The organism is Amycolatopsis sp. NPDC049252 (genome assembly GCF_043197175.1).
Taxonomy (GTDB): Bacteria; Actinomycetota; Actinomycetes; order Mycobacteriales; family Pseudonocardiaceae; genus Amycolatopsis.
In genome coordinates, this window is the sequence record NZ_JBICSQ010000076.1 from 1 (window position 1) to 21,518 (window position 21,518).

Sequence of the window (21,518 nt, forward strand, 5' to 3'; positions counted from 1 at the left end):
GCGCCGGGCGTCGGTTGGGGTAGGCCGCCCGGTGGGACGTGCGGTGAAGGTCGCGCCTGGGGCTCGGGGGCGCGGCGGAGCTTTCCGCGTTCGGAGTAGGTGGCGGTGATGGTTGACCGCGGTGGTGCGGTGTCAAGGCCGCCTGGCGGGAGGTGCGGTGAAGGTCGCGCCTGGGGCTCGGGGGCGCGGCGGAGCTTTCCGCGTTCGGAGTAGGTCGCGGTGACGGCTGACCGCGGTGGTGCGGTGCCGAGCCCGCCTGGCGGGAGGTGCGGTGAAGGTCGCGGCTGGAGCCGGGGGCGCGGCGGCCGCATCGAGGCGCCGCAGAGCTTCGGAGCGCGGCCTGTGGTGGCAGGTGGCCGTCGCGGTGTGCCGCGGCTCTGGTGCCGAGGCCGCGAGCCGGGTGCGAGTGGGTCTGTTCGCGACGAGCGGACCGCCCGTTGGCACCGTGCCGGACGTGCCGGGCTTAAGGTTCACCGAAGGTTCTTTCGCGCGCTCATCCTGGCCCGAGCGCGTTAGCACGGAACAGCAACCCGAATCAACCTTAAGTTCAGGTCAAGAACCGGGAGTTTTGGTGCTATCTTGGCAAGGGAAACGCGCTGTACGGCCCGGGTAAACGGGCAACGCGGTTGCCCGAACCCCCTCCGGGCCGTTCGCGAATTGTTCGCCGGTGCGCGGTGCGGAATTCGCCCCGCGGGGGCGGGGTACGGCCCCGCCGGTGCCGGGATCGGGTCGCTGAACAGGGGATTTGCCTGCGGGGTCCGGCATACCGAACCTTCGGTGCGGTCCGTCCCGCAAGGCGGGTTCGGTGGCCACGAACTTCTCTTCCACCCACCCGGAATTCGTTGACCGTGCTGATAACCCCTTCGTAGTGTCTGCCGTGTCCTCATCAGGGGACGAGCATTGGTGGACACGCAAAGCTCAGGAAGAAGGGGGCTTTCCATGGCCGGCATCCGAACCATTTCCCCGATCGGCCCGCGCACACTGGACGCGGCCCGTGACGCACGAACCGGAATCATCGGCGACTTCGTGGAAAGCGCGGACATGCCGCTGGCCGCGCTCGGCGCCGGGCTGCGGCTCGGCGGGGGCAACGCCGCTTTCTTCCGCTGGCTCGGCCGCCGCCCGGCCGAGGTGCTCGGCGAGTCGTTCCCCGAGCTCGTCGCCACCGGGCCGGACTACCTGCGCGAGCGGCTGAACCGGGTCGCCGAAGGGCGCGAGCAGCGCTTTCGCGGCAGCATCAGCGGTCTGGTGCCGGCCGGCGCCGACCGGGTGACCATCGTGGCCGGCCGGATGCGGGCGCCCGGTGCGGCGATCCTGCTGACCGTGCTGCCGGAGACGGCGCCGGCCGGGCTCGCCGGGGCCCGCGCGGAGCTCGCCGGCTCGGTCACCGGCATCGAAGCCAAGATCCTGCAGGGCATCGCGAGCGGCATGTCCAGCCTGGAGATGGCCGACAAGTTCTACCTGAGCCGCCAGGGGATCGACTACCACGTCGCCCGCCTGCAGCGGAAGTTCAAGTCGCGCAACCGCGTCGAGCTGATTTCGCGGGCCTTCGCCTCCGGGCTGCTCGACTCCACGGCGTGGCCGCCGCGGGTGCCGGAGTGCCGCCGCGCGAGCTGACGCCGCCGATCATGAAGCGGAAGTGGCCGTGCGGTGAAGCGCCCGCGTGGTCACGGTGCGGTCTTCGTAACCGGTTCCGGGCCGCCGGGCCGGCACCGTGGTCCTCCCGGGTGGTTACGCAACGACGTTGTGTCGCCCCAAGTGCACATCTGAGCGGACGACCTGTCCAGAGTTTGTGGCCTTTGGGGCAAAACCGCTGGTAAAAGCCCCTTTCATGCACGCCTTCGCATCTCGCTCGGCACCCACCGTACTGCTCAGATGAGCACGGTGATCCCGGTAGTGAGGGATAACCCCTGCCGGGTGTGGTCGCTCTGTTCGGTAAGACGATCACGCGATGAGATGGGAACACGTGAAGGACTGTTCGCTCTGTGTGACGGGAACGGGTCCGATGGGAGGACGGGGAAACGCGATGGTGGACCGGGACGCCGGGACAGCCGGGCGGCCGCTGGCCGGGCGCGACGCCGAGCTGCGCCGGCTCGCCGCGCGGCTGAGCGCCGGCGCCCCCCGGGAAAGCTCCGTCGTCGTCCTGCGCGGCCGGGCCGGCATCGGCAAGACCAGCCTGCTCGACGCCGCACTGGCCGCCCGCGCGGACACCGTCGTCTGCCGGAGCGCCGGCGTGGCCGGTGACGGCGCCGCGGCGTCCCGGGGACTGCTCGCCGCCCTGCGCGAAGCCGGTGCTCCGGTCGCGGACCCGGAACCCGAACCGGACGCGTTCGCCGCGTGGTACGCGGACTTCGCCGCCTGGGCCGCCGGGAAACCCGGGATCGTGTTCGCCGTCGACGACGTCCAGTGGTGCGACGAGCCGACCGTGCGGTGGCTCAGCCTGCTCGCCCGGCGTGCCACCCGGCTGCCGCTGCGGATGATCCTGGTCCGCTCGGCCGCCGACGGCCCGGCCGGCGCGGCCGAGCGGCTCTCCGACCTCGAATCCTGGTACGGCACCGAAGTCCTCGACCTCGGCCCGCTGCCCGCCTCGGCGGTCGCCGCGCTGGCGCGCGAGGCCGTCGGCTCGGAGCCGGGGGAGCGGTTCGTGCGGCACTGCGTCGAGCAGTCCGGCGGGAACCCGTTGCTGCTGCGGGAGATGCTCGACGAGCTGCGCAAGGTCGCGGCCGGCGTGGCGCCGGTGGCCGGGTCCGCGGCCGGGGCGGCGCTGATCCGCTCGTTGTTCGCCGGCGTCCCCGGGTACGCCCGGACCGTCGCGACGGCCGTCGCGGTGCTCGGCGGCCAGGACCTCTCGATGGTCGCACGGCTGGCCGAGGTGCCGGTGCGCACCGCCGCCACCGCCGTGGAAGTACTGCGCAGCCAGCACATCCTGGCGACCGACGGGCTCGCCTTCCGGCACGACCCGGTCCGCGACGGCCTGCTCGGCGCCGTCGAGCCCGCCGAGCTGAACCGCCTGCGCCGCACCGCCGCGACCCTGCTCAGCGACGCGGCCGGGTCGCCGGAGGAGGTCGCCGAGCAGCTGCTCGAACTGGACGCGCTGGAACCGTGGATGGCCGACCTGCTGCGCGACGCCGCGCGCAGCGCCTGCGACCGGGGCGCGCCCTGGGACGCGGTGCGCTACCTGCGGCCCGCGGCCGCCGCCCGGCCGTCCGACGCCGGCCTGGCCGTCCAGCTCGCCGAGACCGTCGCGCTGCTCGAGCCGGCCGGCGGGTTCGACCTGCTGCTACGGGCCCTGGACCTGCAGCGGGACCCGGCCGAGCGGGCCCGCACCGCGGTGAAGCTGGGCCGGCTGGCGCTCGTCGCCCGGCGGTGCGGCGCGGCCGTGACCGTCCTGGAAAGCGCTCTCTCCGAGCTCGGCGCGGACGCCGATCCCCAGCTGCGGGTGTCGCTCGAGGCGCTGCTGTGCCTGGTGGGCATCGAAGACCGCGACAGCCTGCCGAAACTCGGCGCCCGGCTGCGCCCCGGGGACGACGTCGTCGACGCCGGGCACCTGGCGGTCTGCGCCGTCGTCGCCGCGCTCGACGGCGCCCGCTCGCGGCAGTCGGCCGAGTGGGCGATCCGGGCGATCCGCGGGTACGACCCGATCGCCGACGATTCGGCGGTCAGCGCGACCGTCCTGGCGTTGCTGCTGGCCGACGAGGTCGACGTGGCGCGCGACGAGCTGAGCCGCGTGATCGAGCTGGTCCCGGCGCAGCGCAGCGAGTACCTGGCCTTCCGCGGGCTGCTCGGGCACTGGTGCGGCGACCTCATCGCGGCGGCCGCGGACGCCGGGCAGGCCTACGCGCTCGGCCGCCGCGCCGACGGCCGCACCGGCGGTGTCGTGCCGCGGATCGCGCTCGCGACGGTCGTCGCGCAGCAGGGCGACACCGCGAAGGCGGCGGAGCTGCTGCGGGAAGCGGACTCGCCGCAGCTGTGGGAGCACACGGTGATGCGGCCGTGGTTCCAGCTCGTCGACGCGCGGGTCCGGTGGGCGTCCGGGGAGGTCGACGCGGCGCTGGCGTTGTTCCGCCGGTGCGGGGCAAGCCTCGCCGAGGTCGGCATCGGGAATCCGCTGCTGGCGCCGTGGTGGTTCGAGGCCGCGTGCCTGCTGGCCGACGAAGGGCGCTACGACGCGGCGGCCGACCTGGCCGCCGAGGGCACCGGCCCGGCGCTGCGGTGGGGCACCCCGCGCGCGGTCGGCATGGCCCGCCTCGCGACGGCGGTCGCCACCCCCGGCGACGACCGGATCGGCCTGCTGGAGGAGGCGGCCGCCATCCTGGCCGGCTCGCCCGCGCGCCTGGAGGAAGCCCTGGCGGAGTTCCAGCTCGGCCGCACGCTGGTCGAGGCGGGCGACACGGCGGCGGCCCGCGCCCGGCTGCGGCGCGCGGCGGAACTGAGCCTCCGCAGCGGCGACCGGCGCCTGCTCCACCGCGCCCAGCAGACGGCGGCCGAGGCGGGCATCCCGAGCCAGGTGACCCCGGTGTCGACGCTGAGCCCGGCCGAGCGGCTCACGGCGGGCCTCGCCGGGCGCGGGGTCAGCAACCGGGTCATCGCGGAGCGGCTGTTCGTGACGGTCCGGACGGTGGAGACGCACCTGACGAGCGTGTACCGCAAGCTGCGCATCACGGGCCGAGCCGAGCTGGCCGCGGCACTGGACCAGACGGACGACGGCCGCCCGGGTGTGCTCGGCGGTGTCCGGTGAGTCCGGGGTGGCGGCTCGCGGCCGGGGTTGAGGGGCCTCGGGTGAGCACGGCACGGCGATTCGCGGGTTCCATCGGGGCGGCTCGCGGCCGGCGGCATGGGTCGGTTCGTCCTGTGGGGGAACGGGTTTCCTGTGGTGAGTCTGCCCTCGGTGAGATTCCGGTGGGCGTGGCGCCCGGTGGGATGGCTTGCGTTCGGCAGCGTGGGGCGGTTTGCGTTGAGGGGGAGCGGGGTTCCTTCGGTGAGTTCGCTCTCGGTAGAGGCGCGGCGCTCGGTGGGGCGGCTGGCGGCTGCGGCCGGCCCGCTCTCGGCGAATGGCGCCGCCGGTGGTTCGCGGCCGGAACGACGGCTCAGATTGTCCCGTGGCAGCAAGCGTTCCCGCCGATGCCCCGCCTTCCCGGCGGTGCAAGGTGAGCGCCGTGCGGCGGATCGAAGCCGAGGGTGGTGACCAGCTCGTCGAACGCGAGGCCGAGCTGCGGCTCCTCACCGGCCTCCTCGGGGAGCTCGAACGCGGCCGCGCCGGGTCGGCGCTCGTGCTCGGTCCCGCCGGGAGCGGGCGCACCGCGCTGCTCGGCGAAATCGCCGCGCGGGCCGCCGAACGGGGGCTGCAGGTGTTCGCCGCCCGGGGCTCGGCCACCGAGGCCGGTCTGCCCTACGGCCTGCTCTCCCAGCTGCTCACCCCCGTGCCGGAACTCGCGGACCTCCCGTGGCTGCGCGCCGCGCTCGAAGGCGGGCCTGATGTGCCCGTCCTGCACGAACTGCTCTGCCAGCGGCTCCTGGAATCGGCGCGGCGGCGGCCGGTGCTGCTCGTCGTCGACGATCTCACCCTCGCCGACGAGGAGTCCGCCGCCTGGCTGGCCGCGCTGCAACGGCGCCGGGGACACGATCCCGTGCTGCTGCTCGCCGCCCACTCCGGGCCGGCCGGGTCCGACGGCGAGGAGCCGGTGGGTGGCCTGCCCTGGGAGAACCGGCACGTCGTGCGGCTGCGCCCGCTGAGCGAGGCCGCCGTCCGCCGCGTGGTGCACGCCGGGCCGGCGCCGCGCCCGCCCGTCACCGAGGTGTACGAGGCCACCCGCGGCAACCCCGCGCTGCTGACCGAGGTGCTCGCCCGCGCGGCCGCCGGTCCCGGGCCGGAGATCGACGCGATCACCGCGGACGTCCGGCGTGACGTCGTGCTCGACCTGCTCGCCCGGCTGCCGGCCGACCTCGCCGCGCTCGTGCGGACGATCGCCGCGGTCGGCACCCTCGACGAGGCCTACCTGCGGCCGCTCGCCGGCCCGCTCGGCATGCCGCTGAGCCGGGCGTTGCGGGTGCTGGCCGACTCCGGCCTGGTCGGCACCGACCCCGCCGAGCCGATGAACCCCCAGGTGGCCACCTGGGTGCTGGCCGCGACCGGTCCGGCCGAGCGGGCCGCGACGCGGCGCCGCGCGGCCGAACTCGGGCACCGCCGGGCCGCTCCGGAGGAGGACGTCGCCGGGTTGCTGCTCGGCTCGGAGCCGGTCGGGGAGGCCTGGGCGCTGGAGACGTTGCGCGCGGCCGCGTTGCGCCGCCGCGAAGCCGGCGACCACGCCGGCGCGGCGCGCTACTACCGCCGGGCGCTGGCCGAGCCGGTGCCGGCCGGGACGTCGGCGCGGCTGCGCCTGGAGCTCGAAACGGTCGAGGCGTCGTCGTGCCACTTCACCGGGGACCTGCGGCTGGCCCGCGCGACCCGGGTGTCGGCCGACGGCGAGTCCGTCCGAACGCGACTGTCCGCAGTGGACCTGATGATGCAGCGGGGCGCCAAGGACGACGCGCTGCGCGAGCTGGCCGGGCTGAGCGGCGCGAGGCTCGGCGACCGCGACCGCGCGGATCTCGCGGCGCTGCACTGGCTGGCCGAAGGGACCGGCAGCGGCGCGGCCGCTCTCGGCATTCCCGCCGCCGCGGACGTCGATCCGGCCGCCATGAGCCCGGCGCAGGCGGCCGCCGCGTCGTGGCTGAGGACGATGGCCTGCCGCGACGCCAAGGCGGCCCGGCGCCTGGCCCGCCGGGCCTGCGAGTCGCCGCACGAGCGGATTTCCCTGTACTCGCCGAGGCTGGCGCTGGCCGCCACCCTCGGCCAGACCGACGACGTGCTGGAGGCCCTTTCCGTCTACGACGGGGTGCTGGCCGACGCGAGCGCCGCCGGGGCCCGGGTTCCCGTCGCGCTGGCCCTGACCGGCCGCGCGTGGATCCACCTGCAGCGCGGCCGTGTCCAGGACGCCGAAGAGGCGCTGGCCGAGGCCACCGCGGCCGGTCCGCCGGGTGGCTGGCCGCCGACCGTGGCCGGGTCGCTCGGCACCGTCTCGATCGCCACCGCGCTCACCCGCGGGGATCTCGCGGCCGCCCAGCGCGCCGTCGACGCGGCGGCCGGCGACGGCGGGATGCAGTTCTCCTCGCCGTACCTGCTGTTCATGCGCGGGCTCCTGGAGCTCGACCTGAAACGCCACCACCGGGCGCTGGGCCTGTTCCAGGAGTGCGGCCGGCGGATGAACGCCGTCGGCTGGACGAACCCCGGCCTGGTGCCGTGGCGCTCGCACGTCGCGATCGCGGCCCAGGCCCTCGGCGACGAGCACACCGCCGCCGCGATGATCAGCGAGGAATGGCAGCTGGCGCAGGCCTGGGGCACCCGTACCGCGATCGGGCGGACCCACCTGGGCGCCGGGGTCGCGGTCCGGTCCGAGGACGCGGTGTTCCGGCTGACCCAGGCGGTCAACGCGCTCCAGCAGTCCCCGGCCCGTGTCCTCTACGTCGAGGCACAGCTGCTGCTCGCCGCCGCGCAGCTCAACCGCGGCCAGACCGGCGGCGTCGCGCGCCTGCTGCGCGAGGCCGAGCGGCTGGCCACGGCCTACCAGCTCGGCTGGGCGACCGCCCGCCTCGCCGACCTCGGCAAACGCCTTTCCGAACGGCCGAAGCCGCTGACGTCGCACCGCACGGTGTCCCGGCGCTGGCGGGCGCTCTCCCCGAAGGCGGCCGACCTCGTGCGCCGCGTGCTGGCCGACGCGTCCAACGCCGAGCTGGCGGCCGAGCTCGGGATCAGCAAGCGCGCCGTCGAGCTGCGGCTGACCGCGATCTACCGGCAGCTCGAGGTGACCGGGCGGACCGAGCTGCGCGAGCTGTTCGCCGCGCTGGACAAGGAGCTCTGATCCGTCGTCATGATGATCGAGCGCGCGGAACAGCTGGCCGCGCTCGCCGCCGCGGTCGCCCGGGTGCGCGGCGGGGCGGGGGAGTTCGTCGTCGTCCGCGGCGGGCTCGGCACCGGCCGTTCCGCCCTGCTGCACGCGGCCGGCGAAGAGGCCGCGGCGCGCGGCCTGCGTGTCGTGCGGGCCGTGGCGACGCCGCTGGAGCGCCAGGTCGCCCACGGCGTCGTCTGGCTGCTGCTGGAACCGCTGCTGGAGGCCGGACGCCGGCGGGAGCTGCCCGCCGAAGTGCGGCCGGACCTCGACCACCCGCCCGCGCCGCCCGACCCGCGGCGCGCGCACCTCGTGCTGCACGAGCTGCTGGAGCTGTTCACCGAGGTCGTCCACGACACCGGCCCGGTGGCGCTGCTCGTCGACGACCTGCAGTGGGCGGACGCGGCGTCGCTGCGGTGGCTCGCCTACCTGGCCAACCGGATGGGCGGGCTGCGGGTCCTCGTCGTGGCGACGCTGCTGGAAGGTGACGACGCCGCGGACGACGTGGTCGTCAAGGACATCGCCCACACCGCGGCACGCACGGTGCACGCCACCCCGCTCTCGGCCGGCGGCGTGTGGGCCTACCTGACCGCCCGCTGCGGGGTCCCGCCCGAGGACGAGTTCGCCGACGCCTGCCACACCCGCACCGGCGGTTCGCCGATGCTGCTGGACGCCCTGGTCAACACGATGCTCGGGCACGGCCTGCACCCGATCGCCGCGGCCGCCGCCGATCTCGCAGCCCTGCGGCCCTCACCCGCCGCGGCCCGGCTGACCCGGTGCCTGCGCGCGCAGCCGGCCGCCGTCGGCGCGGTGGCGAACGCGATGGCCGCGCTCGGCGAGGCGACCGAGGCCGACGTCGTCGCCGAGGTGGCCGGCCTCGACCTGCCGGACTTCGACGCGGTGGCGCGGGCGTTGCGGCGCCTCGGGCTCGTCGAGGACCCGGCGGGCGGGCTGCTGCGGTTCGCCGGCGCCATGGTCGGCGACCTCGTCGCCGACCAGCTGACCGCGGGGGAGCAGGACCGGCTGCACCTGCGCGCGGCGAACGTCTTCTACCGGTACGGCCGTCCCGTCGAGCAGATCGGGCGGCAGCTGCTGGCGACCGTCGCCGAACCCGAGCCCTGGGCCGCGGAGGTGCTGCGGACCGCGGCCGGTGCCGCGCTGACGAACGCCGAGCCGCGCACCGCCGCGCAGTACCTGCGCCACGCGCTGGCCCACCCGGGTGCCGACCGCGCGGAGCTGCTCGTCGACCTCGCCGCCGTCGAACGCGGGTACGACCTGGCCGCCGCGCACCGGCACCTGCACCAGGCGCTGGGCCTGCTGCGGGACCCGGCGGACCGCGCGTTCGCGCTCGGCCTGCTGCCGGTGGTGACCGGCGCCCGGTTCGCCCCCGACATCCGCCAGGTCCGGCAGGTGCTCGCCCAGCTGCGGAGCGAACCGGGGCCGGATGCGGCCGAAGCGGCGTTGCGGCTGGAGGCCCGGCTGCGGTACCTCGAGCGGGGCGTGCCGGGGTCGGGGACCGACGCGGCGAAGCGGCTGGCCGGGCTGGGCGACGCGCCGGCGCACGGGTCGCCGGCCCAGCGGGAGCTGGTGGCGGTCCTGCTGTACCTGGCCACCGTCGCCGACGCGGCGCCGCGGGAGTCCATTGTGGACATAGCGCGGCAGGTGCTGGAGCGGGAACCCGGCTCACCGAACCAGATGTACACCACCCTGCCGCTGACGGTGCTCGTGCTGGTGGCCGCCGACGCGCTCGAAGGCGTCGAGTCGTGGCTCGCCGCGGCCTGCGGCCCGGCCGCCGACCCGGACCTGCCGACGCTGGTCGCCTGGACGGGACAGGCCGTGGTGGCCGCCGCGTCGGGGCAGCTCGCCGTGGCTCGCGAGCGGGCGCAGGCGGTGCTGGCCTCGGCCGGGCCCAGCCGGATCGGCATCACCTCGACGGCGATGCGCGTGCTGGCCGAAATCGCCGTGGAGCAACGGGATCCGGCGCTGGCGCGAGTGGTCGTCGACCACCTGGAGCCGGAGCACGAGCCGTGGCTGCGGTCGCTGGCCCACGGCGCGCTGGCGCTGACCGAGGCCAACCACACGGCGGCCACCGAGTACTTCCTCGACTGCGCGCACCAGCTGGAACGCTCCGGTCGCGTGAACGGCGTCCTGCGGCCTCTGCGCGGCCGGATAGCGTTGCTGCTGGCGGCGACCGACGATCCCGTGCGGGCCGAGGCGGTCGCGCAGGACGAAGCATCGCGGGCCCGGGCGTGGGGCGCGCCGGCCGCCGTGGGACGCGCCCTGCGCGTGCGCGCGACCCTGCTCGACCGCGACGAGGACGCGGTGCCGCTGCTGCGCGAGGCCGCGGAAGCGCTGTCCCGCTCGGGCGACCGGCTCGAACTGGCCCGCACGCTGATCCTGCTCGGCGAACGCGACACCGGCCCGGACGCGCCGGAGAACCTCGAGGAAGGCCGTCGCCTGGCCGCGGCGTGCGGCGCGCACTGGCTGTCCGGATCGGCTCCGGAACCGGCCGACCCCTCCGACGGTGGCCCGCTGACGGCGACCGAGCAGCGGGTGGTGGAGCTGGCGGTGTCGGGGCGCCGCAACCGGGACATCGCGGAGCTGCTGGAGGTCACGGTGCGGGCGGTGGAGAAGCACCTGACCAGCTCGTACCGCAAGCTGGGCATCTCGGGCCGGGCCCAGCTGGCCGCGGCGATGCGAGGCCACCGCGCGGGCTGAGCCGGGGCCTGCAGGTCAGCCAGAGGCCGACGCGCTCAGTCATGTCCACGGCGATCGAATGGTTGTATCGGCCTTCCCCAGGTGTCATGCGCAGCCCGCTCTTCGCCATGCCCAGCGACGACTCGACGGACGCTTGAGTACGCGCCGAAGGTCAGGAAGGGAATACTTCGCGGATTCACTACACAGCCGTCGGAAATTACCCTCACCCCACTTGCCGAGAGCGTCCGAACTGTCCTGTACATTGGCGGTCGACTGAACAATCAGCCGGCCGGTCCCGTCACTACACGGGACCGGCCGGTCGGTTTTAATTGAACGAAGAAGTGACGCTTCGTTCTCCTGTGAAAGTTGAGGAGGTTACTTGTGGTAACGCACGGTGCTGGCGGCGAAGGTAACGGCGGAAGCACCGGAAATAACTAGGCGGGACCCGTATCTCGTCTAGTCGGAGGGCGGGCCATGTTGATTCGCCTCCTCATGGCCTTGCTCTTGATCGACGATAGCACTTCCTCGGCTCACGTCAATGCTTTCCTGCTGTCAGGACGACGGCCAGCGGAATCCAAGCCCGTAGTTCTCCCGTGGGTGGCAGGGCTCACGAAAAGTGTGTTGCACGAAGCCGTCTTCGACCGGAAGCAGATGACGGTCTCCTGAGGGTGGGCGGCGCATCCGTTCGTCGTCCGTTTGTTCTGCGTACCACCAGGCAGATTCTGGTAGAGATAGGTCATCGAAGGTGATTCGGATGGTCAGGCCCGCGCTGGGATCTCCGTCGGCGTCGAGGAAGCCGGGTGCGATCCCGTGGTGGTCGACGTGCACGTCGACCCAGTAGTGCTCTTCGTCGGAGCGCTCCTCGAATGCCTTCGAAGTGAAAGTGAGTCGTTGATCCCGCTTCAACGGCTTGGTGAAGCGCAACTTAGCCAACACTGGATCGCCTGGGTGTTCCCCTTGTAAGGCTTCGAGCCGGCAGGCCCACAGTGCCTTGATTGGAACCGCGGCGAGCCGGTCGGTCCAGCCGATCAACGCGCGTGCGACATAACCGTCGACACCGTCGTCGCATGCAACGACCTTTCGCTCGGTGAACCTGCGGAAGACGGCTCTTCGGTGCATCTCCACCATCACTACCATGCGCTCCATGAACACAGGCTGTGCACCCTGGGAAGGAGTTCTGAAGCCTGCAATTCCGTCGGGGAGAACCTGCCGGTGTGCCGGTGGAGAAGTGCTATTTGTGGCCCGTCCGATTTCGACGTATGGTCGCCACATTTCTCCGTCACCGCTGAGTTGTTCGAATTTCCGGAGCAGTCGGGGAACCAGTTGCTCCACGAGTGCACGTTTCCACGCCCGGTGCATCGGCGTCGTCGTGCTTGGTGGCGGGTCACCGAATGCGCCGCACCTCTTCAACTGTTCGAACCGATCGTCGAGCGTTGCTTTCCAGGGTGTGCCGACCCCTTGCCCTGGCGGAAGCCGGAACGCGGCCAGTAAAGTATTGCGGCGGCGGGAATCGCTGGCGGAGCCGATGCCGCCGACAATGTCGGTTATCAGGCCCCAGATGGCGAACGCTCGTACTGCGGGCGCGACCTCGGGCAGGGAAGCCGTCGGCTTGATCAGGGCGCCGAGTGCGGCGGCCGACTCGCTGGTCGGGTCTTCCAGCGCGTACCGCAGGAACCTGAGCGGTTCGCCGTTCCGGTGGGTCGCGAGCCAGCGCAGACCGGCTTCGACCGCGGCGGGCTCGTCCGCCGCGTGCTGACCCATTTCGATGCTCACGGGCATTCCTCCACGTCGACCACCTCGACGATGATCGGCAATTCCCGGCAAGATCGAACAATGCCCGGATTTCCGGAGCTGGCCGGCGGCGGCCAGAAACATCGCCTGGCCGCGAGAGATCAGCTCCAGTCATCGAATTGCCTGGTCATGTCTATTTATTGTGTACTAGTACACCTACCGGAGGACGGTTCAATGGGCAAGAGTGAGCGCACATCGCTCCCGTCGCGGAATGAAGATCCACGGGGGATGGAAAAGATGATCAAAGGCTGCCTGACCGGAGTCGGCGCGCTTTACGTGATCACCGGCTCCCTCACCGTGACCGTGATCGGAACCGTCGCCGCGCTCGTTCTGGCCGTGGTGAATCACCTGTGCCGCTGACCGGGGTCAGACCGCCGCCGCGGTGCCCAGGCGGCCCTGCAGCCAGGCCGCCGCCAGCTCCACCCGGGACTGGCAGCCCGTGCGCTCGAACAACGACGTCAGCCGCGCCTCGACGCGTTTCTCGCTCACCCGCAGGGCCGCCGCGATCTGGCGGTTCGTGCGGCCGCTCGCGACCAGTCCGGCGATGTGGCGCTCCAGCGGGTCGAGCCCGGCGCGGTCCGCGCGGTCCGGCGGGACCGTGATCCGGCGGCGGTCCAGCAGGTCCTCCACCGACGCCAGCGTCGCGACGGCCTCCAGCCGTTTCAGTGTCCGGTGCGCTTCCAGCAGCCACGGCCCGGGTACCGGGCTCAGCTCGCCGAACGCCGCGCACGCCTCGGCGCCCCGGAACGCGTCACCGGACTGGCGGGCCAGCTCGACACCCGCCCGCGCCGACTCCAGGTCGCCGCGCACGAGACCGCCGTACACCAGGGAGGCTTCCCGTACCGACGCCGTCGGGCGGCGGACGGCGAGGCCCTCCAGCTCGGCCAGCAGCCGGTCCACGGCCGGCGCGTCAGCCTGCTCCCGCGCGGCCCGCAACAACCGGGCCAGCAAGCGTTCCAGGCCCGCGCGCACCCCGCGCTCGCGGCAGGCCACGTAGTCCTGCCAACCACGTTCCACGGCTTCGGCGTGCCGGCCCGCGGACAGGCGCAACCGGCAGCGAACCCAGGCGACGTAGGCGGCCGCCGATGTCTGGAAAGGCAGGCGCCGCAACCAGTCCGCGGCCCGGTCCGGCTCGTCGCGCTGGGCGCAGATCTCGGCGGCGAACACACTCGCGAACCGGTGCCGCCGCGGTGGTTCCCACCACAGGCGCTCGCCTTCGAGCCGCCGCGCCAGCGACAGGGCCGTGTCCCACTCGCCGTCGCGGTAGGCCTGCCGGACGGCGTGCCAGCCGGCCGTGAACCCGGTCGACGGCGGCCGGTAGCGCCCGGGGAGCACGACCTGGAGCACGCTCACCGAGTCGAGGACGTCGGCGGCTTCCGAGACGTCCTCGCGCGGCGGCACCCCGGCCAGCGCCGGCCACGCCGAGTCCAGCCGGGAGCCGTCGCCGGGCAGCGCGCCCAGCAGGATCCCGGCGCCGAGGGAGAGCAGGTCGTCGTCCTCGGCACCGCAGGCGCGCGCGAACCCCGCCACCGCCGACGCGGCCGTCGTCCGGTCACCCTGGCGGACGGCGTCGAGCAGCGGTCCCGCGTCAGCGACGACGGTGGCCAGCGGCCGCACGACGTCGAGTTCGACCAGGCGCTGTTCGTGTGCGAGGGCGGCCAGCCAGCACACCAGCGTGGTCGCGGACAGGCGCTCGGTCAGCCGGGCTTCGCCGAGCCGCGGCAGGACGACGGTGGCGAGGTCGTCGGCGAGCACGCCGTACCCGCCGGCCGCGAGGCTGGCCGCGAGCAGGGCTCGCAGTACGTCGGGGAATCGCTCGTCCGCCGGTGAGAGAAGCCGCAGCGCCGTCACCCGGTAGCGGCAGGCCGTCGGGAGATCGGTTTCCTCCCGCGCCGCCTCGGCGAGCAGCACCCCGGCCGCCTCGGGGTTCGCCGGTGACGGCGGCAGCTCGGCCAGGTGCCGGGCGATCTCCGCCGTGCCGACGGCGCTCCGCCGGGTGATCCCGCGGTGCAGCACCTGGCGCCAGCGCGCGCCGTGCTCCAGCCGCAGCCGGTCGGCCAGTGCCGGTACGGCGAATTCCACCGCGCCTTCGCGGCCGACGCCCAGGACTCCGGCCCGCACCAGCTCGTCCAGGCCGTGCCCGGCCGCCGGCAGCGCCAGCCCGGCCGACGCCGCGAGCCCGGGCAGCGCGTCGATCGAGGGGGTGTCCCGCTCGCCCAGCACCGCGAGGACGGCGGCCAGCCGCCGCGCGGCCGGCCCGAGCCGTCCCAGCCGCAGGGACAGCGGGTGACTGGCGGGCAGCACGATCGGCAGCCCGGTGCCGGCCAGGCAGACGTGCTCGTCGACGACCGCCAGGCGGCCGCGGGCCCGCAGGTCGGCGACGGTGGCGCGGACCGTGCCCGGGTTGCCGAACAACGGGCCGAGCGCGGTGCGCAACGCCGTGACGAGCCCGGGGTCGCTCGCCGTCCGCCCGTCGGGCGTCGTCCAGGACGGCAGCAGCCCGGTCGTCTCGGCGTCGGTCAGCGGCCGGAGCTCGACGGTGCCGTCGGCGATGGCGAGCAGCTTGCGGACGGGCGCGCCCGCCGTGTCCGGGCCGTGCGCGGTCGCTACGGTGACCGTCCCGGCCGCGCGGGCGCCTTCGGCGACCAGGGTGAGCACCGCGGCGACGTCCGGCGGCACGAGGTCGAAGTCGTCGAACTGCAGCACGATCCGGCTGCGCGGGGCGAGCGTGGCGAAGACGGTGACCAGGTCGTGGGCCACCGTCAGCGGGCTGCCGCCGGTACCGGAGTCCAGCCGGGTACGCAGCCACGCGACGGCGCTGAGCATGCTGACCAGTTCCATCCGGTCCAGCGCGGTGATCAGCTCGGCCAGCTGGGTCGCCAGCCGGAGCAGGACGGCGCCCGGTTCGGTGCCGGCGGGCACGGGCAGCACGGCGGCGCCGGAACGGCGGCCGCGCTGGGCCATGGCGGCCAGCGCCGTGCTGCGGCCGCTGCCGGCCGGACCCTGCACGACCCAGACCGCGCCGGGGCCGGCAAGGAGCCGGTCGAGGGCCGCGTGGACGTCGTCGGGTCCGGCGTTCGAGACGGCCGTCGCTGCCATTTCCCTCCTCGCACCGGCACGGGCGTCAGCGGCGCGGCGCGGACGGGCGGTGAGTTCATCCCCTGACCCCGAGCGTGGCAACGGGTGTCCGCTTCGTCCAGCGGGCCCCCGGCGGCCGGTCACCTTCAGGCATCGTTGTTGCCCCGGCACACCCGGTCGAGCGATCGGGAGAAACAGCGGGTGTGCGAGAGCTGGTCCACTGGTGCCATGGGCGCTGGGAGCGGGCTGCGGGCGGACGCCCGCGCCGAGGAGGTCGGGGTCCTGCGGGACGACGCGTGGCTCGGCACCGCACCGCTGACGGTGGTCGCGGGCGAGCCCGGCAGCGGGCGCAGCACGGTGCTCGACCGGCTGGCCGGGGAGCTGGCCGGGTCGGCGACCGTGCTCGTCCTGCGGCTGGCCGAACTCGACCGCGAACTGCCCTACGGCGCGGTGTTCCGGCTGCTCAACCAGCTCGAGCCGGGCCGGGGGGACGACCCGGCGGGGCAGCCGCTGCGGGCGCTGATCGGCCGGCTCGGCACGGCCCCGTCGCGGAGCCCGGAGACCGCGGCGAGGGTCGCCAAGGCCGTTTTCCCGCTGCTGCGCGCCCGGAGCCCGCTGGTGCTGCTGGTCGACGACGCGCAGTGGATCGACGAAGAAACCGCTTTCCTGCTGGGTGCCCTGGTGCACCACTGCTCGGGGGACATGCGGACCAGTGTCGTGGCCACCCTGCGGATCGGCGCCGGTGACGATGTGCCCGGCGGCGCCGCGCTGCGCGCGACGTTCAGCCGCCTGCAGGCCGAAGGCCGGGCCCGGCTGCGGCTGCTGCGGCCGCTTTCCCTGGCCCAGTCCCGGTCCTTGCTGGCCGGGCTGGTCTCGGCCCGGCCGAACGCCGAGCTGACCGGCGAGCTGCACACCGCGGCCCGGGGCAACCCGGCCGCGCTGACCGCGCTCGTCCGCGGCTACCGCGCGGCCGGGGCGATGCGGATCGTGGACCGCACGGCCTACCGCGCGGGCTGGGTCGAGCCGCCGGTCGCCACCGCGGACCACCCGCTGCTGCGGGCGGTGACCGAGGCCGGCGACGGCGTCCGCGAGGTGGCCGAGGCGATGGCGGTGCTCGCCCCGCTCGGTGCCGACGCGGCCGCGCTGACAGCGTCCGCCCTCGGCCGGGACGAGGCCGTGGTCGCCTCGGCCCTCGACCGGCTCGTCGCGCGGCGCGCCCTGGTGCGGCGGTGCGACGGCGGGGTCCGGTTCCGCGTCCCGGCCGTCCGCGACGCCCTGCTGTCCCGGCTCGGGCCCTACGCCTGGCGCAGCCTGGCCGCGCGGGCGGTCAACGCCGTGTGGGACGGCGAAGTCACCGCGCCCGACGACGACTTCGTGCTCGACCGCGTCGCGCAGGCCGGGGCGCTGGTCGACGCCCGGCGCGCGGCGAAGGAGCTGCTGGAGCACGGCCGCCGCGTGCTGCTCACCGACGGCGCGAAGGCCGAACGCTGGCTCAGCGCGGCGGTGTCCCGCGTGACGACGCCGGAGGAACGCGCCGGCGCGCTGCTGCTGCTCAGCGGGGCCCGGGCGCTGCACCTGCGGCAGGCCGAGGCGGGGGAGTGCGCCCGGCAGGTGCTGCGCGACCACGTCGCGCACCTCTCGCCCGCCCAGGCGCAGGAGCTGTCGATCGTGTTCATCACCGGGCTCACCGCCCGCGGGGAGCTCGGCGAGCTGGCCGAGATCGCCGCCGGGGTGTCCCCGGTGCTGCCGGCCGACCCGGCGCTGGCGGTGATCAACCGCGCGTTCGCGCTGATGATGAGCGGGCACTGGCCCGAGGCACGCGAGCTGCTGGAGAGCGGGCGCGAGGTCTGGAGCGGCGGCAACACCGTGACCGCGGACTTCGGCACGATGTTCCTGGCCGGCTGCGGGGTCGTGCTCGGCGACTCGTCGCAGCTGTTCGCACTGGTGGCGCACCCGGAGCTGTGGCGGTCGGGGCACCTGCCCAACCACCGGTTCGAGCAGCGCCGGTTCGAGGTGGACATGCTGCTGCAGCTGGGGGAGCTGCAGCACACGCACCGGCGGATGCTCGACGCCGGCGTCACCGTCGAGCAGCTGAGCGGCCCGGACCGGTTCGCGCTGAGCTACCTCGGCGGCGACTGGCCGGAGGCGATGGAACTGGCCCGCCGGACGCTGCTGGAGGGCACCGACCCGGCCCGGCCGATGCACAACATGATGATGCACGGCGCGATCCGGATCCTCGGCGCGCAGGGCTGGCTGGCGCGGGCCCGGTCGCTGGCCGCCGAGGGGCGTGACCTGCCGATGTCCCACGTCGTCGACCACGCCGAGTTCACCGTGCTGCGCAAGCTCGGCGACGACGAGGGCGCCGACGGGCTGCTGTTTTCGGCCGCGCGCAGCGCCGACCGCGGCGGGTACCTCCTGGGCACCGAAGACCTGTGGGCCGACCTGGCGCGTTCGGCGTTGCTGCGGAAGAACCGGCGCGAGGCCGAGCACTGGGTGAACCGCTCGGCGCGCACGGCGATGCGGCTCGACACGGCCCGCGCGCACCTGAACCACCACCTGGCCCGCGCGGCGGTCTACCGCGACCCGGCGGCCGCCCGCCGCGCGGTGGCGATCGCCCGCGAGCGCCGCGACGTCCCGTACGAGACGGCGATGGCGTTCCTGTGGGCCGGCCTCGCCGGGCACGAGCCGGAGCGGTCGTGGACCGAGGCGTACGAGCTGTACGGCGAGGTGGGCGCGTGGTTCTGGCGGGCCCGGCTGCGGAAGCTGTTGCGGGACAACGGCTTCCCGGGCCCGGGGCGCGCGGAGACGACGTCGGAGAACGAGCGGCTGCTGGCGATCCTGGTCGCGGAAGGGCTGACCAACCGGCAGCTGGCGGTGGTGCTGGACGCGAGCGAGAAGAGCGTGGAAGGCCGCCTGACGCGCATGTTCTCGCGGATCGGCTACGGCTCCCGCGTCGAACTGGCGGCCGCGATCCTGACCGGGGAGTACCTGTCGTAGGTTGCCGGACATGACCGAACCCGGCTGGCCACCCGCCCCGATCCAGACCGAGCGGCTGGTGCTGCGCGAATCGGCGGCCCGCGACCGCGCGGGGTTCGTCGAGTTGTTCGCCTCACCGGAGGTGGGCACCTACATCGGCGGCCCGCAGCCGCGTGAAGAGCTGGAACGCACGGTCGCCGAGCTACCCGGCCGCCGGTTCGGCCTGTTCGTGGTGGAGCGGGACGGGTCGTTCATCGGCATGATCACCCTCGACCGGCCCGAGGACGTGCGTCAACTCGGTTACCTGTTCCTGCCGACGGCCTGGGGACACGGCTACGCCACCGAAGCGTGCACGGCGGTCCTCGACTGGTTCGCCACCGCACGCCCCGGCGAGCCCTTGACCGTCGTGACCCAGACGGCCAACAAGGCGTCGATGCGCCTGCTGGCGAAGCTGGGCTTCACCGAAGTGGAGCGCTTCGAGGCCTACGGCGCCGAGCAATGGTCCGGCCGCTGGTCCCGTCCCAAGCCGTGAATGGCCCATTGAGGGACTCTAAGTCCCTCAATGGGCCATTCACGGACTTCAGGTGCGGGCCTCCGCGGCCGGGTCGGGGTCGGGGGCCGGGACGTCCGTCTCGATCACCTTCGGCACTCCGCGCAGGCTGCGCAACGCGACCACCGCCAGGATGGTCATCACCGCCGCGCTGCCCAGCATGCTCGTGCGGATGCCGCCGACGAAGGACTCCTCCGCCGCCAGCCGGACCGCGCTCGCGACCGGTTCCGGGAGGCCCGCCGCGACCGCCGCCGTGGCGCTGAACGATTCGTGGACCTGGGCCGCCAGCGCCGGGGGCACGCCGGGCGGCAGCGCCAGCTCGGCGTGGTAGACCGCCGACAGCACGCTGCCCACCACCGCGATGCCCAGGGAACCACCCAGTTCGTACGCCGTCGCGGAGATCGCCGCCGCTGCGCCGGCCCGGTCGCGGGGGACCGTGCCCAGGATCGTGTCGCCGGTGACCGTCAGGGTGAGCCCGGCACCCGCGCCGAACGCCACCTGCGCGGCCAGCACCAGCACGTACGGCGAATCCGTGTCGACCCCGCCGAACAGCCCGAACCCCACCGCGGCCAGGGCGAGCCCGCCCGACACCGTCGGCGCGCGGCCGAACCGGCGGACCGCCTTGGCCGCCAGGATCCCGCCCGCGACGAGCGCGGCGACCGCGCCCGGCACGAACGCCAGCCCGGAGCGCAGCGGGCTCCACCCCAGCACGAGCTGGAAGTACTGGCTGCTGATCAGCGCGAACGCCGACATCGTGAACACCGACACCAGGTTCGACCCGACCGACGCCGAGAACCCGCGGCGCCGGAACAGGTCCAGGTCGATCAGCGGCTGCGCCAGCCGGCGCTGGCGGCGGGCGAACAGGAACAGCGAGACGCCGCCGACGGCGAACGCGCCGAGCACGTCGGCGTACCAGAGCCCGGCGTAGAACGCGCCCTTCAGCGCGTACACCACCGCGACCAGCCCGACGATCGACAGCGCCACGCTGAGCGCGTCGAGCCGCAACCGGCCGCCGGAGCGGGATTCCGGCACCAGCCGGGCGGCCACCAGGATCAGCACGGCCACCGGGATGTTGACCAGGAACACCGAACCCCACCAGAAGTGGTCCAGCAGCACGCCGCCGACGATCGGGCCGATCGCGAACCCGGCCGCCGACACCCCGGCTCCCGCCCCGACGGCCGCGGTCCGCGCCCGTTGCGTCGTGAACACCGCGCGCAGCAACGAAGTCGTCGACGGGAGCACGGCCGCGCCCGCGATGCCGAGCAGCGCGCGGGCGCCGATGAGCAGTTCGGCGGTCGGGGCGTAGGCGGCGAGCAGCGACCCGACGGCGAACGCCGTGACGCCGACGACGAGCACCCGCCGCCGGCCGAACCGGTCGCCGAGGTTGCCCATGGTCACCAGGAGCCCGCCCATGGCGAACCCGTAGACGTCGGCGATCCACAGCAGTTCCTCGGCCGAAGCGCCGAGCTGGGTGGTCAGCGCCGGCACGGCCAGGTGCAGCACGGTCATGTCGATCGCGACCATCAGCTGCGCCAGGCAGGACACCATGATCGTGGCGAGGTCGCGGGCCTTCACGCGGCCACCGCCCGGGCCCGGCGCCGCGGTTTCAGCACGTCCTTGACGTCGGCGCGCACCAGGGTGAACGCCGCATTCAGCCCCGGCAGCCGGTGCAGCAGGTGGTCCGGACCGGCGACGAGTACCCGGCCGACGCCGAGCCGGGCGAACCGGTGGACCAGCTCGGGCAGCCGCACCGCGTCGACCGTCGACTCCAGCAGGAGCGACGCCGCTTCGTCGCCGGTCCGGACCGGCTCTCCGTCCTGATCGGACACGATGGGCAGCACCGGGTCGGAGAACCCGAACCTGCCGAAGACTTCTTGTGCGAGCCGGTCGCGCAGCCCGCCGAGCGCCCGGGCGTGCGCCGCGGGCCGCATGGTCGTGAGCGCGTACCCGCCCGCCGCGCGGACCCGCCGGACGAAATCGTCCAAAGCAGACTCCCGCAGCGTCACCAGGTGGACCTCGTCGTCGAACCGGCCGGAACGCTCGTGGCCGATCCCGTCGAGGAGCCCGTCGAGCGCCGGTTCCGGGGTGCGGTAGACGAACTGGCTCACCAGATCCTGGTGCGCCGTCGTGAAATACGCGCGTTCGACGCGGGCGACGGCGTCGACGAGCCGGACCAGCTCGTCCAGGGCCAGCGCGCCGCCGCGGCCGACGGCGGCGCGCTGCCCGAAGCTCGCGCCGCCGACGGCGACCGGGGTCAGGCCGTGCTCGGCCTCGGCCCGCTCGGCCAGCGCCAGCGACGCGAGCACGAAGGCGATCTGGGTGTGCTCGGTGTACTCCTCACCTTCGCGGGCGAGCGGGTCCAGCAGGGATCGGCCGAGCGCCCGCTCGGCCACACCGAGCAGGCGCCGCGCCCGGGGGTCGACGACGAGGAACCGGCCCAGTTCCGCGGCCCGGGCCGGGCCCATGCCGGGGAACAGGACGGCGTCCGCAGGATTGTCCACAAT

At 74.2% G+C, this 21,518-nt stretch carries 11 protein-coding genes; 7 read left to right on the top strand and 4 right to left on the bottom strand.

Annotated features, from left to right (window positions below):
• Positions 1 to 939 precede the first annotated feature (939 nt).
• The 4 genes from ACGFMK_RS40300 (at position 940) to ACGFMK_RS40315 (ending at position 10,640) form a co-directional block, all read left to right on the top strand.
• Positions 940 to 1,614, top strand: a complete 675-nt coding sequence (locus tag ACGFMK_RS40300; protein ID WP_392774645.1) for a LuxR C-terminal-related transcriptional regulator — start codon at positions 940 to 942, stop codon at positions 1,612 to 1,614.
• A gap of 409 nt (positions 1,615 to 2,023) precedes the next feature.
• Positions 2,024 to 4,735: an AAA family ATPase gene (locus ACGFMK_RS40305; RefSeq protein WP_392774646.1), complete on the top strand. Its 2,712-nt coding sequence runs from the start codon at positions 2,024 to 2,026 to the stop codon at positions 4,733 to 4,735.
• Between the two features lie 418 nt (positions 4,736 to 5,153).
• On the top strand, positions 5,154 to 7,895 hold the full coding sequence (locus tag ACGFMK_RS40310) for an AAA family ATPase (RefSeq protein ID WP_392774648.1): 2,742 nt from the start codon (positions 5,154 to 5,156) through the stop codon (positions 7,893 to 7,895).
• A 9-nt stretch (positions 7,896 to 7,904) separates the two neighbouring features.
• Positions 7,905 to 10,640, top strand: coding sequence for an AAA family ATPase (locus ACGFMK_RS40315; protein WP_392774650.1), 2,736 nt, complete (start codon positions 7,905 to 7,907; stop codon positions 10,638 to 10,640).
• A gap of 531 nt (positions 10,641 to 11,171) precedes the next feature.
• Here ACGFMK_RS40315 and ACGFMK_RS40320 read toward each other — a convergent pair.
• Entirely contained in the window at positions 11,172 to 12,392 is a 1,221-nt protein-coding gene (locus tag ACGFMK_RS40320) for a hypothetical protein (RefSeq protein ID WP_392774652.1), read from the bottom strand.
• Between ACGFMK_RS40320 and ACGFMK_RS40325 the strand changes: the two genes are divergently transcribed.
• Positions 12,369 to 12,770, top strand: a complete 402-nt coding sequence (locus ACGFMK_RS40325) for a hypothetical protein (RefSeq protein WP_392774654.1) — start codon at positions 12,369 to 12,371, stop codon at positions 12,768 to 12,770. The two genes, ACGFMK_RS40320 and ACGFMK_RS40325, sit on opposite strands and share 24 nt — an antisense overlap.
• 6 nt (positions 12,771 to 12,776) lie before the next feature.
• Here the strand turns inward: ACGFMK_RS40325 and ACGFMK_RS40330 are convergent, their stop codons facing one another.
• Complete coding sequence (locus ACGFMK_RS40330; RefSeq protein WP_392774656.1) at positions 12,777 to 15,509, bottom strand: LuxR C-terminal-related transcriptional regulator; 2,733 nt, start codon at positions 15,507 to 15,509, stop codon at positions 12,777 to 12,779.
• A 207-nt stretch (positions 15,510 to 15,716) separates the two neighbouring features.
• Here ACGFMK_RS40330 and ACGFMK_RS40335 point away from each other — a divergent pair, with 207 nt between their 5' ends.
• Complete coding sequence (locus ACGFMK_RS40335; RefSeq protein ID WP_392774658.1) at positions 15,717 to 18,485, top strand: AAA family ATPase; 2,769 nt, start codon at positions 15,717 to 15,719, stop codon at positions 18,483 to 18,485.
• A 10-nt stretch (positions 18,486 to 18,495) separates the two neighbouring features.
• Positions 18,496 to 18,996, top strand: coding sequence for a GNAT family N-acetyltransferase (locus ACGFMK_RS40340; RefSeq protein ID WP_392774660.1), 501 nt, complete (start codon positions 18,496 to 18,498; stop codon positions 18,994 to 18,996).
• Positions 18,997 to 19,044: 48 nt separating this feature from the next.
• On the opposite strand, the gene ACGFMK_RS40345 is transcribed toward ACGFMK_RS40340, so the two are convergent.
• Positions 19,045 to 20,562, bottom strand: coding sequence for an MFS transporter (locus tag ACGFMK_RS40345; RefSeq protein WP_392774673.1), 1,518 nt, complete (start codon positions 20,560 to 20,562; stop codon positions 19,045 to 19,047).
• 23 nt (positions 20,563 to 20,585) lie between these two features.
• A complete protein-coding gene (locus ACGFMK_RS40350; RefSeq protein WP_392774662.1) occupies positions 20,586 to 21,515 on the bottom strand; it encodes an ACP S-malonyltransferase in 930 nt (309 codons plus the stop codon).
• Positions 21,516 to 21,518 lie beyond the last annotated feature (3 nt).

Excerpts from the sequence above, each read along its gene's own strand:
- ACGFMK_RS40300 (WP_392774645.1), top strand. The coding sequence starts at position 940 with ATGGCCGGCATCCGAACCATTTCCCCGATCGGCCCGCGCACACTGGAC.
- ACGFMK_RS40305 (WP_392774646.1), top strand. The coding sequence starts at position 2,024 with ATGGTGGACCGGGACGCCGGGACAGCCGGGCGGCCGCTGGCCGGGCGC.
- ACGFMK_RS40315 (WP_392774650.1), top strand. The coding sequence starts at position 7,905 with ATGATGATCGAGCGCGCGGAACAGCTGGCCGCGCTCGCCGCCGCGGTC.
- ACGFMK_RS40330 (WP_392774656.1), bottom strand. The coding sequence starts at position 15,509 with ATGGCAGCGACGGCCGTCTCGAACGCCGGACCCGACGACGTCCACGCG.
- ACGFMK_RS40335 (WP_392774658.1), top strand. The coding sequence starts at position 15,717 with ATGGGCGCTGGGAGCGGGCTGCGGGCGGACGCCCGCGCCGAGGAGGTC.
- ACGFMK_RS40340 (WP_392774660.1), top strand. The coding sequence starts at position 18,496 with ATGACCGAACCCGGCTGGCCACCCGCCCCGATCCAGACCGAGCGGCTG.
- ACGFMK_RS40345 (WP_392774673.1), bottom strand. The coding sequence starts at position 20,562 with ATGGTGTCCTGCCTGGCGCAGCTGATGGTCGCGATCGACATGACCGTG.